Origin of the sequence: Streptomyces sp. V1I1, assembly GCF_030817355.1 — a bacterium.
Lineage (GTDB): Bacteria > Actinomycetota > Actinomycetes > Streptomycetales > Streptomycetaceae > Streptomyces.
On sequence record NZ_JAUSZH010000001.1, the window covers coordinates 463,009 to 477,308 of the forward strand.

Below are 14,300 nucleotides of genomic sequence, written 5' to 3' on the forward strand. Positions count from 1 at the left end.
CGAGCCTCGGCACTCGCCAGGCTTGCCGCCTGTACCTCGCGGCAAGGACAGGTTCAACCCTGGGAATGCCGTGTCCCTCACTGGCAGTCGTGGTCACCACGAGCGACAATCGCCGAGGCAGGCTGGTTGCTGATGCCCCTGACGTGGAGCCATTCATGACCACACCGCGAGACCTGTTGATCGTCACCATGGACATGGCGTCCGGTAGCCCTCCGGAGCGAGGCGATCTGTCGCTTGCGCTCGCGGGAGCCGAAGCGATCGACCTCCTGGGTGCTCAAGCCATCAGACTGGATGGCGGTCACATCGTGCCGAGCAACGGGCAAGCAGTAACTGATCACCTGTTGGATGAGGCCGCGTCGTCGCTTGCCCGACAAGCGCCGTACGAGTCGGTCGGCGACTGGCTGTGGCGCAGAGGCCGCGGCCTGTCCGCGGCCTATCTGGCCGCGCTCGAGGCGGAAGGGCAGCTCACTCGGAAACGACGCCACCGCTGGATGCCGTTCGGGACCAGCCGGATGGTGTTGACCGATTCGCCGGCTCGCCGCCTGGCGGTGGACCGCTGGACATCGGATGAGCCCATCCTCGCCGCCCTTGCGGCGTCCGTCGGGATCGGCGACGAGCGGGCTGGAGACTCCCCCGGCGTGGCCGACGACGCGGTGGCGACAGTGCTCGCCGCCGTCAATGATGCATTGAGGGAACTGGCGGTCGAACGGCAACGGCGAGCCATCGAGGGGGCGGCCTTCGACAACATTTGGCGAGGCGAATAACGACCGCACGCGCGAGGGGGGTGCCCCTATGTTCTTGGTCAGGTGGCGGGGTGGCGTCCATGGCCGAAGGGTGGGCGAGAATGCGGCATGACCAGTTGGTTCCGCACCTATTACGAGGACGAAGACCTGTGGCTGTACTTCGAGGCAGATGACGAAAGCTGGGCGGTTCGTCAGGTCGAGGTCCGCGGGGCGGACTCGAAGCCCGTGACAGCGGCTTCCCTTGAGGAGGTGCTGCATCTGCGCGACCACGCCGATCTCGCGGCGATGGGCCGGTATGAGCGGCAGTACGGCGTTCTCGCCGAGGGCAGCCTCGACGGCTGGCAGGACCAGCCGCATGCCAGTGAGGTCCCCGCAGAGGAGTTCGAGCGGCTGTGGGCTGAGGCCAGGCAGACTCTCGGCGCGTGAAGTCAGGAGCCCGCGCTCCTGACCTTTGCGTAGTGCCCCAGAAAACGCACCCGGCCACCCTCCACGCGGTACAGGAACTGGCCGCTCTCCGGCGGCATCACCCGGGTGAGCGGTTCAAAGGCGATCGTCTTCGCCAGTCCCTTGTACGAGAGCTCCCGCAGTCTGCGCACCATCGCACCGCGCTCCACACCGCCCTTGCCCAGCGCGCTCATACCCTGGGCGACGAGGAACAGCGCGTCGTACGCCTCAACTGCGTACCGATCCACCTGCCTCACCCCGAAGCGCTTCTTGAATTCCGCGACGAAATGTTCGGCTCCCGGCTGCTCAGCCGCGTCGACAAAGGCCGTGGAGAAGAGCCAGCCCTCGGCCGCCGTACCGGCCTCGGACAAAAACGCCGGCTCCAGCACGGCTCCGGTTGCCATCGGGGCGCCCTTGAATCCCGCCTCATGGAGCGCTCGGGCGCAGAGCGCGGCCCGGCGCGGGGAGGTACCGGCGAAGACGACGCCCTGGGCGCGGGCGGCCATCACAGCAGCCACGGCCGGCCCGAAGTCGTCGCTCGTCGCCGCCACTTGATGCACCGTGGTGACGCCCTCGGACGGGGGCGTCGCCTGGATGCTGTTGGCCAGCTCCCAGCCCGCCTTCCCGGCCGCCAGATCCTCGACTATCGCCGTGCGGTCCGCCTTCGTCACCACGGTGAAGTAGTGGACCATGGCCAGGGTGAGAACGCTGCTGTCCGGACTCAGCTGGAAGAAAGCGCGATTGGTGGCGCTCGAGACACGGTCTGTGCTGACGGAGACTGTCAGCACGGGCAGCAGCGCCTTCTGGTACTGAGCCGCAACGGCCTCCGCGGCGGCGACCGAGGAGGGGCCGATGACCGCCTGCACCGCGCGGTCCGCGACGAGTTGGGCAGCGGCTGCCCGGGCCCGGGTCGGCTCTCCGCCGTCGTCGAGGACCTTGAGGGTCAGCTCGAAAGGCCGGTCCTTACGGGCGTTGAACTCCTCGACCGCAAGACGCGCGCCTCGTTCCTGGGCCCGGCCCACCGCCTTGCCACCGCCGCTCAGATCCGTCTGGAGGCCGACGGTGTGACGCGGCAGCGGCCCGGAGGAGACCTGTCCACCGTCTCCGCCCCGGTCGGGGCGGCTCGCCAGATAGGCCGCGATGCCTCCGCCGATCGCGGCCGTTGTCGCCGCCGAGCCGCCCAGCGCAAGGAAGCGGCGGCGATTGGGAGCCGCCGCGACGCGGTTATGAGTCCGCGTCGTCTCCTGCGGCTCGGGGTCGGGCAGTTCGAGGACCTGTGCCGAGCGTTCCGCAATCAGCCGGGGCAGCTCGGACGGCAGCCACTCGCCGGGCCGGCTGACGGAACCGGCCAGCTCGGCCCGTATGCCGTCAGCGGTGGGCCGTGTGTCCGGGGCCTTGGCCAGACAGGCGGTCACGAGCGACAGCAACGGGCCGGGTAGGTCGTCGAGTTCGGGCTCCTCATGCACCGTGCGGAACAACACGGCCGCCGGAGTGCCGGTGCCGAAGGGGCGGCGGCCGCTCGCCGCGTATGCCAGGACGCAACCCAGCGAGAAGATGTCGCTGGGCGGGCCGATCTCACCTGCCCGGCCGGCCTGCGCCTGCTCCGGCGAAAGGTAGCCGGGCGAGCCGATCACCAAGTCGGTGGCGGTCAGCGCGGTCGCGCCGACCGCCCGTGCGATGCCGAAGTCGATCAGCCGGGGTCCGTCCAGCGCGAGCAGTACATTGCCCGGCTTCACATCACGGTGCACCAGGCCCGCGGCATGCACCTCGATGAGCGCCTCGGCCAGCCGCTCGCCCAGGACGCGCACACTCGGCTCCGGCAGCGGCCCGTACCGGGACACCGCCTCCGAAAGCGAGGGCCCGGGGACGAACGCTGTGGCCAGCCAGGGCTCATCGGCCTGCGGGTCGGCGGCGGCGACCGTGGTCGTCCAGCGGCCCGAGATTCGGCTCGCCGCCCGCGCCTCCCGTTCGAAACGGGCCCGGAAGACGGGGTCGGCCGCGTGCTCGGCACGGATCACCTTCAACGCGACCAGCGCGCCGCCCGGCGAGCGCGCGAGATACACCACTCCCATGCCGCCCGCGCCGAGCCGGCCGAGCAGCCGATGGCCCCCGATACCGGGCGGATCGCCCGCAGTGAGTGACTGCATTAACAGTCACCAGGTCGAGGGCGCGGGGCCGACATGGCGGAAGGCGCCGTCCTCCACCCGGTGGTAGAAGACGCCCCCTGCCTTGAAGCGCCCGTCCTCGGGCCGGAAGGCGTACGGCTTGGTGATGCCCCGGTAGCTGCTCCTGCGCAGCAACCCGACGAGAGTCCTGCGGTCCGGCACGCTCCGCTGCTGCTTGTGGTGTGCGACCAGTTGCTGAATGACGAGGTTGACGACGTCGTACGCCTCGGCCGCGAAGTAGCCGGGGGCGGCTTTGTACCGCTTGCGGAAGGCGGAGGTGAACGTCTTCGCCGCGGGCACGGCGGCGGGGTCGACGAACGACGCGGCGAGCATCCAGCCTTCTGCGGCCTCCCCCGCCGATTCCACGAACTGCGAGTCCAGCACCGCTTGCGGGGCGATGCGCGGTCCGGTGAAGCCAGCCGCCGCCAGATCGCGGGCGAACCGGCCCGCCCCCTCCGCGTAGCCGCAGTAACTGAAGGAGTCCACACCGGCCTTGAGCATGTCGGCGATCACGGGTTTGAAGTCCTCGAGGTTCGCGGGCACGACCCGGGGATAGGGGACGCGCCCGAAGGCGCGCATGCCGTAGTTGGCGATGGTGACCGATTCCCAGCCGTACTGGCCCGCTGTCCGGTCCTGGAGCAGGCCCGGGCGGGCCGACTTGTGTTCGGCCGCCGGATAGAGGCCGAGGGGCACCGAGACCATCGCGTCTCCGGGCCGGGCCGCCAGAAAGGAACGGTTGTCCGCCTTCGGCAGATCCATCGCGCCGGGCGAGACGGCGATCAGCGGCAGCAGCGCCTCGTCGTAGGTGGGCAGTACAGCCCGGGCCGTCTCATCACCGGTCGGGCCGAGCACGGCGAGCACCCTGCGGTCTGCGGTGAACTGCTTGGCGACGGCCGGCGCGCGCGCGGGGCTGCCACCGTCGTCGAGCGCCTTGAGGCCCAGGTTGAAGGGCTTGTCCCGGCGGGAGTTGAACTGCTCGACGGCGAGGCGGGCGCCCTGTTCCTGGGCGCGGCCGGCGGCCTTGTTCTCGCCGCTGAGATCGGCCTGTACGCCGATGGTCCAGCCGCGGGCCTGCGCGGCGTTGTCCGCGGCAGGTGAGGAGTCGTCGCGCAGCGCTGCCCAGGCGCCCACACCGCCACCCGCGAGGATGACGGCCCCTCCGGCGGCGAGCAGGAACTTTCGCCGGGAGGCAGACGCCTGACGTTCCGCAGCTTCCGCGGCCGGTGTCTCGTCGCTCGCGGCATCGGCCCGGGTCGGCTCGATGTCGGGCAGCGCGAGCATCTCGGTGGAGCGCTCGGCGATCATCCGTACGACGTCGTCGGGCAGCCAGTCGACACTGTCCTCGGGTGCGTCGTCGACCAGGCCCTCGTCGAGTTCCGCGGCAGTGGGGCGCTCGGCCGGGTCCTTGGCCAGGCACCGGGCCAGCAGCCCGGCTGTCTCCTCGTCCACGCCGTCGAGATCGGGCTCGTCATGGACCGTGCGATACAGCAGCGCGTCGACCGCGCCCGCGCCGAACGGCGGCCGCCCGGTCGCCGCGTACGCCAACAGGCAGCCCAGCGAGAAAATGTCGCTCGGCCCTCCCGTCTCCGCGCCGCGTGCCTCCGCCTGCTCGGGCGAGAGAAAGCCGGGCGTGCCGACGATCATGTCCGCCGAAGTGATCGCCGTGTCGTCGGCGGAACGCGCGATGCCGAAATCGATGAGCCTCGGGCCGTCCAGGGCGAGCAGCACATTGCCGGGCTTCACATCGCGGTGCACCAGGCCCGCGGCGTGCACCGCGTCGAGTGCCCCGGCGAGCATCTTGCCCAGCACCCGTACGCACCGCGGAGGCAGCGGGCCGCAGGCCGCGACCGCCTCGGCGAGCGAGGGCCCGGGCACGAAGGCGGTGGCGAGCCAGGGTGAATCCGCGTCAGGGTCGGCACCGGTGACGGGCACCGCCCAGGGGCTGGTGACCCGCCGGGCGGCCTCGACCTCGCGGCGAAATCGGGCGCGGAAGTCGGGCTCGGCGGCGTACTCGGCCTGGATGACCTTCACAGCCGCGAGCGCGCCCTGGTCCGTACGGCCAAGGTAGACGACGCCCATGCCGCCCTCGCCGAGCCGGGCGAGGAGACGATAGCCCGCGATGCGCGAAGGATCGGAAGGCAGCAGCTCACTTGTCATTGAGCGGCCTCCAGTTCCTTCTGAAGGCGGATCAGCATGGAGCTGACGGCGGCGCTCGTAGCCGCGTCCAGCTCCTCCTTGGTACGGCCCTTCGATCCCTTGCTCACGACCGCGACCGTCACCTGGCCGATGCGCGCCTGGTCCCAGTAGTAGGGGTGAGGGCCGCCGAGATCGTCGCTGTAGTACTCGCCCAACTCGCCGAGCGCGTCGTCGGCGTAGCGGTTGCCGCCGGCACCGAACACCGTGCCCTGGGAAAGCAGACCGGTGATCTTCTCACTCCGGCTCAGCTGCTGCTGGGGGCAGCGCAGCACCTCCTCGAGGGTGCGGGCCAACTCCCAGTCGGCGCCCCTGACATCGCGGTGAACCGTCACGACGGCGGAGACGCTTAGGGGGCCTTTGCCGCCCTGGGCAGGGAGTTCGCTGTGGCGGGTGAGGCTGGCGAGCACGCCGGAAGGCAGCGGGGACTGCTGCCAGAGGCAGTCCCCGTCAAGGACGGCCCACACGGCCGGATCGCTTTCGTACGGCGCGCGTCTGACGAAGCCGGGGCCGAAGTGCTCGGGTCCGGCGGCCACAGTGCGGGCGAGACGCACACCGTCCGCGGCGGTCTTGGGGGCACGCTCGGGGCCGGGGGTGAAGTCCATCCCGGTGGGACTCGGCGTCGCGGTGGGGCTCGGTTTCTGCTGCGCGGTCGTCGTCGGACTTGCCCTTTTGGCCGCTGGTTCCGGTTCGGAGGAGCAGCCGCTCCAGATCAGTCCGCCCGCCAGCACCGCACAGCAGGTCCGTAACGTTCGCGCATAGGGCACGAAACCTCCCCCAGGTCGTGCGCCGATCCTACGACCTGAGCGGGTGACCCAACAGGCCTTCTTTATACGGCTGTTGATCTCTTCGAACCCGTCACGCCGCCCGCCCGTTGCTGCGCGGCCGATCCGGATAGCAGATTGTTCCGCAGCTCGTACGCCGTGATCTCGGAGCGGTACTCCACCCACTGCTGCTTCTAGAATTGTCTGCAGTTGAGAATACGGACGCTGCTGCTTCTGCTTTGTGGGGTGGTGCATGACACGCACAAGCATTGCAGCCCGCCTCAGGCTGCTTCCGCCGGTTAGAGTTCGATGCCTGACGGAAACTCGCGCGGAACCGGCGAATGAGAGGGAGAGATAATGCCGCTCTATCTGACGAGGTTCAGCTACACGCCGGAGACCTGGGCCAGGCTGATTGGCAACCCAGAGGACCGTGGAAAGGCCGCTCAATCGTATGTCGAGTCGGTCGGTGGCAAGCTCCATGGGTTCTGGTACGCCTTCGGCAGACACGACGGCTACACCCTGTGGGAAGCCCCCGACAACGTTTCCATGGCCGCCGTTGCGCTGGCGATTACTGGCGGCCGTGCGCTTAGCTCGTTGGAAACGACAGTCCTTCTGACCGTTGGCGAAACAATGGACGCCCTGCGCAAGGCCGAGGAAATCCAGTACCGAGCTCCTGGCGCGTAGCGGCTCGCGCTTAACCCGCTGACGACCGCGACCTCGCGCAGGGGAATCACCCGCGGCCCCCGGCCCGTCCGGCGGGCGCAGGCGCCAGGACGTGCTTTTTCAGCGGTTCCCACCAGGGCCGGTTGTCCCGGTACCAGACGACGGTCTCGGCGAGTCCGCTCGCGAACTCCTTGCGCGGCACATAGCCGAGTTCGTCGTGGATCCTGCTCCAGTCCACGAAGTAGCGCCGGTCGTGGCCCTTGCGGTCCTCGACGTACTCCACCATCTCCCAGCCGGCACCACATGCCTTCAGCAGAAGGGCCGTCAGCTCCTTGTTGCTCAACTCGGTGCCCCCGCCAATGTTGTAGACCTCGCCGGGAACGCCCTTGGTGCGGACGAGATCGACACCGCGCACGTGGTCGTCGATGTGCAGCCAGTCGCGGACGTTGAGCCCGTCCCCGTACAGCGGCACTGTCAGGCCGTCCAGCAGGTTGGTGATGAACAGCGGGATGTAGGTGACCTTGAGTCCGAAGTCGGAGGCGTCGCCGACGGCTTGCTCGGTCTCCTTGGCCGTCTCCCCGACGATCATGCCGACTTCGACGATGTCCGCTGCCGCGATCGCTTCCAGACCGTAGAAGAGGATCGGCTTGTTGGCGACGGGCACCAGTTGTTTCGCGGACGTATGGGTGATCGGCCGCAGGCGCGTACCCGCGCCCCCGGACAACACGAGAGCCTTCACGTTTCCATCCCGGTGGCGAGTGTGGTCAAGGTGCGGTGGAGTCCACCGTGATGGCCAGGGAGGGACACACTGCTCCGCCTCTTCCACCGCTTCCGTCAGGTGCTCTGGTGGCTCGCTCACGCGCAACACGACGCAGCCGTCGTCCTCGCGCTGCTCGAAGACATCGCCTACGGTCATCGCACACAGACCGGCTCGGGGTCTCCGGGCGCCGGGGTCTCGGTACGTTCTTCGACGCCGGAAGGGCGGCGCAGTAACGCCCCGACCGCAAGAACGCGTCGCCGCGGCTTCGCCACGTGGGCCGTCGGCGTCGGCGTCGGGTGTGCAGACTGTCAGCGCCGTGCCCCCATCGCAATCCCGGCTCCGTGCGCCGTGCGTGAGCGATCGGAGGGTACGGCGATTGCCGTCATGACCAGGCCCGCCCGCACGGCCCAGCGCCCCTCGAATCCGGTCAGCACGGAGTCACCGAGCCGCCATCCGGGCACCAGCAGCTCTGCGGTGAAGGTCCCGCCGTCCGGGTCGAAGGTGATGAACGCGTCCTCGAACTCCAGCGGACGCCCGGTCATCGGGAACCACGCCTTGTACACGGCCTCCTTGGCACTGAACAGGAGCCGGTCCCAGGGCAGCGACGGTTCGCGGCGACGGCACCGGAGAAGCCCGGCACGCTCCCCGGGCAGCGCCACGGCCTCCAGGATCCCGTCCGGCAGCGGACTTGCGGGCTCGGCGTCGGCGCCCAGAGCGAGCACGTCCCCCTGCCGCGCCACGACGGCGGCGGCGTACCCGTCACAGTGGGTGATGGCCCCCAAGACCCCGGACGGCCATCGCGGTTCCCCGCGCGGTCCCGGCAGGATCGGTGCGGGCGGCGCGCCGATCCCGGCCATTGCCCGGCGGGCGCACCAGCGGCCTGCCGCGAACTCCCGTTTGCGCTTGTCAACCGCGCGCGAGACGAAGGGCTCCTCTTCGCTCAGAAGCGCCCCGGCCGGCGGGTCGCCGAAGATCTCCGCCACGGAGGCCGAGTCCGGCAGCAACTCGTCGATCATCGCAGTCTCCCGTCGGTGCACCTGTGGTGGTTGACCTCGCGAGACTTCGGCGCAGAGCAGCCACTCGCCACGCTTGGCCAGGGTGAGACTACGTCGCGCTCACGAAGCGGACCAATCGAAGTCGCAGGTCGCGCCGTGAAGTACCGGGGAAATGACCAGACTTCCCCAGCATCCTGCGGTCAGCCCTTGCGCAGCGGAGCCCGTACTGCCTGGATACGTCCAGGGCAGCAGCCCGCATCTCCCGAATCGGCTCGAACCACCGTCGCCCGCTTCGCACCGACTCCCGAGGCGCCGGTCTACTGGAAAGGACGGATCAGCCCCATGAGTTCATCCTCTGTGGACGAGGGTCTGTGGTGCCGGCGCTTCCATCCGGCTCCTGACGGGGGTGACCGTCTGGTCTGCTTTCCACACGCCGGGGGCTCGGCGAGCTTCCACTTCCCGGTGGCCGGGGGCGGTGCTGAGCTCCCCCGTGACCGCGATCGTGGGGACGAGGACCCGAAGACCTCCCTCGAGGAGGCCCTGGCCTGGGAGGATCACACCAGGGGCGGATTCGACCTCCAGGTGCTGCCGGGAGGGCACTTCTATCTCACCGATCAGCAAACCGAGGTCATGAGGCTGCTCAGCGATCACTTGGCCTCCACCGCCGTGTCCGGCCGTCCGTCGTGATCACCTGCCTGAACTCCAACGCCGACGAGGCGGCAGCCACCGCACCCTGGCCCTGGGCACTCCCGGGACTGAGGTGACGGGTCCCCGCTGAGCAGGCCGGCGCCGCCCTCCGCGGTCACCGCTCCCGCCCGGGCAGCCTGCCGTCGAATTTTCGTGCCCGCCACAAGCGGAACACACGCTGCAACTAGGGTGGTCGCCACCTGCCCGGCGCGCGGCGTGGCGTTCCGAGGGGGACGATGCAGAAACGGCGGCGACGATGGCAGACCCGACTCAGCCCTCCCCGGGACTCGCCTGTCGCATCCACGCCAACCTCAGACGCCGCCCACCACTGCCCGCACCATCCCCATCAACGGCAGGAACCGCCAGCCAGCGCCTCCTCTTCGACGTCATCATCAGAGCGCAGGCCCCCATCTGCTGCCACCACCTCAGACTGCTCCTGGGAACACCCTGCCTCCCCATGACACTTCGGGCGCTCAAGGCACGGATCCAACGACTTCTGCCCGTCTTCACCCACCACGGACTGACCCTCATCGTCGATCACCAGTGGGGGCTGGCGACTTACCGCACCCGCAGCACAAAAACCCCGGGCAGCACAGGACCGTGAACGTGTCCGCTCGGACCATGCCGCACCGCACGGCTGCCGCGACGCAGGACCGTGTCTGCGAACTCTGACGGGACCACAAGCCCAAAACACAACCCAGGTCTCACCCAGCCGAAGGAGCCGGTTGTTCGGCGGAGGGATTGCCGGTGAGAGCGCTGTAATAGACGGACTTCTGCTGCTTTGTGCGCTCGCTTTGGTTCTTTGCGACCGATGCTTCCAGGGCGTTGCGCACCAGTGTGACGTTCACCGTGCGCTTCGGGTGTGCCTGCGCCAGCTCTTTGGTGACTTCGGCCGCTGACCGCGGTTCCTGGTGCTCGGCGAGCAGGGCGACGACGAGTTCGCGCAGCGGCGGACCGGCAGGTTGTGCCTTCGCATCTGCCTTCGGCTTTAGCGCATTCTTGGGGCGCTTGCCCTTGCCGGCAACCGTGCCGGCGCGACGTGCGCCGGGAACCACTGAGGCCGTTGCCGCCGTGGTCTCCTTTGCGGGGACGGCCCCCAGGGCCGCCTGCATGCTCACCAACAGCTCGTGATCCTGCTGTAGCGCCTCGAGTTGGTCCTGCAGTGCGGCAGCCTCGGACTCGAGGCGTTCTTGTTCCCTCGCGTTGGCCTCGATGTCGGCAGCGACTTGCTGCGCGTATTGGGATTTCAGGGTGGGGTTGTCCTGGGGCACGACAGCTCTCTTTCCTCGTGGGTGTGTTGATGCCGGATGCTACCCACACTTACCGCGTTTATAGAACGGCGAAGTAGCTGGTCAGTCTCGTACTGCCCGGCCGGCACGAGTGAAGTGCCGCCGACGCCCAGTCCTCCGTCGCGTGTCCAGCGCGCCGAATTGCTCGTCGGCGAGCGGCAGATCGGGGCACCCGTCGTCGGTGTCGACCCCGGCCCGCCACCCAGCGGTCGCGGGCACTCGCCGGTGGCCCGGTTCACCCTCACCGGCGTACGCTCCCCGCGCGGGCGACCCTGGTGATTGAACTGAAGCCGCCTGCAAGCCGTACTGATAACGGCGGCCCCGACCTCCAGAGCCTGGTCCGTCGTGCCACCACCGGGCTTCGCACGGAAGGACCTTCGGGTTGTCGCTCTTCACGCGCTCTCGTCAGCTGCCGAATACGGACAAGGCACCCACGGGGGAGGACCTGCCGCCGGGGGACACCGCCGCTGGTCAGGACACCGCCGCGAGTGACGGCACCGGCGCTGGTGAGGACGCCACCGCAGGCGACGCCGCCAGTGACGACGCGGACGACGCGGACGAGGCTGTCGCAGGCGGCGGTTGGCGGGGCAAGCACCCCACCGCGGCTCGGAACGTGACCTGGGTGACCACTGCCCTGGCCGCCGTGCTTGTGCTCTTCGCCCTCCTCCTGCCGAACGAGCCCACCCGCCTCGCGCCCAGCGCGTTCGCGCGCATCCCGGTGGAGGGGATCTTCGGCGCCGCGTTGCTGCTCGTCCTGCCCCCGAAGGCGAAAAAGGTGGTGGCTGTGCTCGCCGGGGTGGGCCTCGGCCTGTTGACCATCCTGAAGTTCCTCGACATCGGCTTCTACTCGGCTCTCGACCGGCCTTTCGACCCGATGCTCGACTGGATCCTGTTCGACGACGCCGAGGCGTTCCTCGGGGACTCGGTCGGCCAGGCCGGCGCGATCGGTGCCGTCATCGGGGTCGTGGTCCTCGTCCTCGCCCTGCTCGTCCTCATGACGCTGGCGGTTGTCCGGCTGAGCCACCTCATGGTCCGGCTCAGAGCCGCTGCGATCCGTACCCTCCTGGTACTCGGGACCGTCTGGATCACCTGCGCAGCGCTCGGCGTGCAGATAGCCGGCGCACCGCTCGCTTCCAGAAGCACGGCCGCGCTCCTTCACGACCGTGCGTACCAGGTGACTGCGGGCCTGAAGGACGAGCGGGAGTTCGCCAAGGAGGCCGCCACCGACGACTTCCGCGACACCCCGGCCGACCAGCTGCTGACCGGGCTGCGCGGCAAGGACGTCATCTTCGCCTTCATCGAGAGCTACGGCCGCAGCGCGGTCCAGGACCCGCGGATGGCACCGCAGGTCGGCGCGTTGCTGGCGGACGGGACCAGTCGGCTGCGCGCGGCCGGGTTCTCTTCCCAAAGCGCCTTCCTCACCTCGCCGACGGCGGGCGGCGGCAGCTGGCTGGCCCACTCCACCTTCATGTCCGGCCTGTGGATCAAGAACCAGAAGCGCTACGACAGCGTCACCTCAAGCGACCGCATGGCCCTCACCGGCGCCTTCCAGCGCGCGGGCACCTGGCGGACGGTCGGCATCATGCCGGGCGTCACCCGGTCCTGGCCGGAGGGGCAGTTCTACGGCCTCGACAGCATCTACGACTCCCGGTACCTCGGGTACAAAGGCCCGAACTTCAGTTGGGCACCCGTACCCGACCAGTACAGCCTGTCCGCCTTCGAACGCCTGGAGCACGGCAAGCCGGGCCGCGAGCCGATGATGGCGGAGATCATCCTCGTCTCCAGCCACAACCCCTGGGCGCCCATCCCCAAGATGATCGGCTGGGACGAGGTCGGTGACGGCTCGGTCTACGACGCCATCAACAAGGCGGGCAAGGACCCCAAAGAGGTGTGGAAGGACCCCAAGAAGGTGCGCACCGAGTACCGGCGTTCCATCGAGTACTCGCTGAACAGCCTGATCTCCTACGTGGAGAAGTACGGCGACGACAACACCGTGCTCGTCTTCCTCGGCGACCATCAGCCCGCCCCGATAGTCACCGGCGAGGACGCAAGCCGGGACGTACCGATCGCGATCGTCGCCCACGATCCGGCCGTTATGGACCAGATTTCCGGCTGGGGCTGGCAGGACGGCCTGAAGCCCGGCCCGAAGGCCCCGGTCTGGCGGATGGACACCTTCCGCGACCGCTTCCTGACCGCCTACGGCCCCCAGCCCGGCTCCAACTCGGCCCCGCCGAGGCGGTAACCGCGGGCACACACCAGGGGGCGGCTATGCGTCCACTGTGCTCCGGGCGGCAGTCGGCTCTTCCGCTGCAGACTCCTTCTTGATGGTGCTGTAGTAGACGGACTTCTGCTGCTTGGTTCGCACGCTTTGGTTCTTGGCTACTGATGCCTCGAGGGCGTTGCGAACTACCGTGACGCTCAGCGTGCGTTCGGGGTGTGTCTGTGCCAGCTCTTGGGCGACTTCGGCTGCCGACCTTGGCTCCTGGTGCCCGGCAAGGACGGCGACGACGAGTTCCCGCAGTGGAGGCGCAGCCTTGTTCGCCTTCCCCTTCGCTTCGGTCTTCGGCTTTGCCGTCTTCCTGGGGCGCTTGTCGGTGTCGGTGCTTGTCTTTGTGCGCCGTGCCCTGGGAACCGTTGCCGTCTTGGCCGCCTTGGCCTGCTCCACGGGTGGAGTGCCCAGGGTCGCCTGCAAACTCACCAGCAGCTCGTGGTCTTTCTGGAGTTCCTCAAGCTGGGCCTGCAGGGCGGCAGCCTCGGACCTGATGTGTTCTTGTTCTCTGGTGTTGCGCTCCAGATCGGCGTCGACCTGCTTGGCGTATTGGGACTGCAGAGTGGGATTGCCCTCGGGCATGACAGCTCACCTTCCTTGTACAACTGTTGAGGGCGGATGCTACCCACACCTGTCGCACTTGAAGAACACTGTGGAACTGGCTGACCTGCCCAGCGGGGGGCGGATGTGCCGTCCAGCCTCCGCTGCGGCACAGACGAGAAGACCTCAACTCGCTACGCGGACTCAGCACGCTTCCACGACAGTTCCGCGGACTGCCGAGCGTGCTGTGCCGCGGCCCCCTCTTCGGCCTTGCCATCGGCCTGCTCGGGGGGCTCCTCCTCGGTCCGCCGCTGCGGGCGGCGGTGCGAGGACTGCGCTCGCGTCGCCCCGAGCGCAGTCACAATCTGACTGCCTTTGCGGGGCTGAGCAGGTAGGCGATCACCACGATGTAGTCGATGGCCGCGCGATCCTCCGATCCGCCGCGCCGCTGCACGGGCCGTGGTGGTGTGTTAGTCGTGGTGTGTTTGTGGGCCGCGTCGTCGCAGCAGTGCGGCAAACGCGGTGGAGCGTGTTCGAGGGGTACGCCAGTAGGCGGAGCCGGGTCCGTGTGACGTCGGACCCAGGTTTGGGCGGGAGTGCCGGGTGCGGGGCGGAACCGCACGGCCTGCGTGGGGGTCGCCCGGGGCCGCGAACGGTCGACTGCCGTCTCGCGGTACGAACCTAAGTCGGCCACCAGCGGGCCGGAAGTGTACGTTCCATCCACTGGTCGGCTGTTCAGTGGATGTCCTGCACATACGGAAAGGGTGCATCATCGGGCCGGACCGCCT

The 14,300-nt window shown here is 68.8% G+C and carries 11 protein-coding genes and 2 pseudogenes; 5 read left to right on the top strand and 8 right to left on the bottom strand.

Annotation, left to right across the window (positions count from 1 at the left end; genetic code table 11):
• Positions 1-155: 155 nt before the first annotated feature.
• A complete protein-coding gene (locus QFZ67_RS02340) occupies positions 156-764 on the top strand; it encodes a GPP34 family phosphoprotein (protein WP_307659406.1) in 609 nt (202 codons plus the stop codon).
• Positions 765-851: 87 nt separating this feature from the next.
• Complete coding sequence (locus QFZ67_RS02345) at positions 852-1,169, top strand: hypothetical protein (protein ID WP_307659407.1); 318 nt, start codon at positions 852-854, stop codon at positions 1,167-1,169.
• 2 nt (positions 1,170-1,171) lie between these two features.
• On the opposite strand, the gene QFZ67_RS02350 is transcribed toward QFZ67_RS02345, so the two are convergent.
• Genes QFZ67_RS02350 through QFZ67_RS02360 form a run of 3 tightly spaced genes read right to left on the bottom strand, consistent with a single transcriptional unit; the run spans position 1,172 to position 6,312 of the window.
• Positions 1,172-3,334, bottom strand: coding sequence for a bifunctional serine/threonine-protein kinase/ABC transporter substrate-binding protein (locus QFZ67_RS02350; protein WP_307659408.1), 2,163 nt, complete (start codon positions 3,332-3,334; stop codon positions 1,172-1,174).
• 6 nt (positions 3,335-3,340) lie between these two features.
• Entirely contained in the window at positions 3,341-5,509 is a 2,169-nt protein-coding gene (locus QFZ67_RS02355) for a bifunctional serine/threonine-protein kinase/ABC transporter substrate-binding protein (RefSeq protein ID WP_307659409.1), read from the bottom strand.
• Positions 5,506-6,312: a hypothetical protein gene (locus QFZ67_RS02360; RefSeq protein WP_307659410.1), complete on the bottom strand. Its 807-nt coding sequence runs from the start codon at positions 6,310-6,312 to the stop codon at positions 5,506-5,508. The genes QFZ67_RS02355 and QFZ67_RS02360 overlap by 4 nt, the downstream gene beginning before the upstream one ends.
• A gap of 354 nt (positions 6,313-6,666) precedes the next feature.
• Here QFZ67_RS02360 and QFZ67_RS02365 point away from each other — a divergent pair, with 354 nt between their 5' ends.
• The gene (locus QFZ67_RS02365) at positions 6,667-6,993 is read left to right on the top strand and encodes a GYD domain-containing protein (RefSeq protein ID WP_307659411.1); all 327 of its coding nucleotides are present in this window, start codon (positions 6,667-6,669) and stop codon (positions 6,991-6,993) included.
• Positions 6,994-7,039: 46 nt separating this feature from the next.
• Here the strand turns inward: QFZ67_RS02365 and QFZ67_RS39010 are convergent.
• The 3 genes and pseudogenes from QFZ67_RS39010 to QFZ67_RS02375 all read right to left on the bottom strand — a co-directional run.
• A pseudogene (locus QFZ67_RS39010) lies at positions 7,040-7,483 on the bottom strand (GDP-mannose 4,6-dehydratase); the annotation flags it as partial.
• 9 nt (positions 7,484-7,492) lie between these two features.
• Positions 7,493-7,831 (bottom strand): annotated as a pseudogene (locus QFZ67_RS39015) (sugar phosphate nucleotidyltransferase); the annotation flags it as partial.
• A gap of 209 nt (positions 7,832-8,040) precedes the next feature.
• Positions 8,041-8,748 carry a 4'-phosphopantetheinyl transferase gene (locus QFZ67_RS02375; RefSeq protein ID WP_307659413.1) on the bottom strand — a complete coding sequence of 236 codons (708 nt, stop codon included), beginning with the start codon at positions 8,746-8,748 and terminating at the stop codon, positions 8,041-8,043.
• Between the two features lie 321 nt (positions 8,749-9,069).
• Here QFZ67_RS02375 and QFZ67_RS02380 point away from each other — a divergent pair, with 321 nt between their 5' ends.
• The gene (locus tag QFZ67_RS02380; protein WP_307659414.1) at positions 9,070-9,414 is read left to right on the top strand and encodes a thioesterase II family protein; all 345 of its coding nucleotides are present in this window, start codon (positions 9,070-9,072) and stop codon (positions 9,412-9,414) included.
• 704 nt (positions 9,415-10,118) lie between these two features.
• Here QFZ67_RS02380 and QFZ67_RS02385 read toward each other — a convergent pair.
• Entirely contained in the window at positions 10,119-10,685 is a 567-nt protein-coding gene (locus QFZ67_RS02385) for a hypothetical protein (protein ID WP_307659415.1), read from the bottom strand.
• 400 nt (positions 10,686-11,085) lie between these two features.
• On the opposite strand from QFZ67_RS02385, the gene QFZ67_RS02390 reads away from it, so the two are divergent.
• Positions 11,086-12,945, top strand: coding sequence for a sulfatase (locus tag QFZ67_RS02390; RefSeq protein ID WP_307659416.1), 1,860 nt, complete (start codon positions 11,086-11,088; stop codon positions 12,943-12,945).
• Between the two features lie 24 nt (positions 12,946-12,969).
• Here QFZ67_RS02390 and QFZ67_RS02395 read toward each other — a convergent pair whose 3' ends face one another.
• The gene (locus tag QFZ67_RS02395) at positions 12,970-13,554 is read right to left on the bottom strand and encodes a hypothetical protein (protein ID WP_307659417.1); all 585 of its coding nucleotides are present in this window, start codon (positions 13,552-13,554) and stop codon (positions 12,970-12,972) included.
• Between the last annotated feature and the right edge of the window lie 746 nt (positions 13,555-14,300).

Bases quoted from the DNA above. Each gene is read 5' to 3' on its own strand.
- QFZ67_RS02340 (WP_307659406.1), top strand. From the start codon at position 156: ATGACCACACCGCGAGACCTGTTGATCGTCACCATGGACATGGCGTCC.
- QFZ67_RS02345 (WP_307659407.1), top strand. From the start codon at position 852: ATGACCAGTTGGTTCCGCACCTATTACGAGGACGAAGACCTGTGGCTG.
- QFZ67_RS02350 (WP_307659408.1), bottom strand. From the start codon at position 3,334: ATGCAGTCACTCACTGCGGGCGATCCGCCCGGTATCGGGGGCCATCGG.
- QFZ67_RS02355 (WP_307659409.1), bottom strand. From the start codon at position 5,509: ATGACAAGTGAGCTGCTGCCTTCCGATCCTTCGCGCATCGCGGGCTAT.
- QFZ67_RS02365 (WP_307659411.1), top strand. From the start codon at position 6,667: ATGCCGCTCTATCTGACGAGGTTCAGCTACACGCCGGAGACCTGGGCC.
- QFZ67_RS02375 (WP_307659413.1), bottom strand. From the start codon at position 8,748: ATGATCGACGAGTTGCTGCCGGACTCGGCCTCCGTGGCGGAGATCTTC.
- QFZ67_RS02380 (WP_307659414.1), top strand. From the start codon at position 9,070: ATGAGTTCATCCTCTGTGGACGAGGGTCTGTGGTGCCGGCGCTTCCAT.
- QFZ67_RS02395 (WP_307659417.1), bottom strand. From the start codon at position 13,554: ATGCCCGAGGGCAATCCCACTCTGCAGTCCCAATACGCCAAGCAGGTC.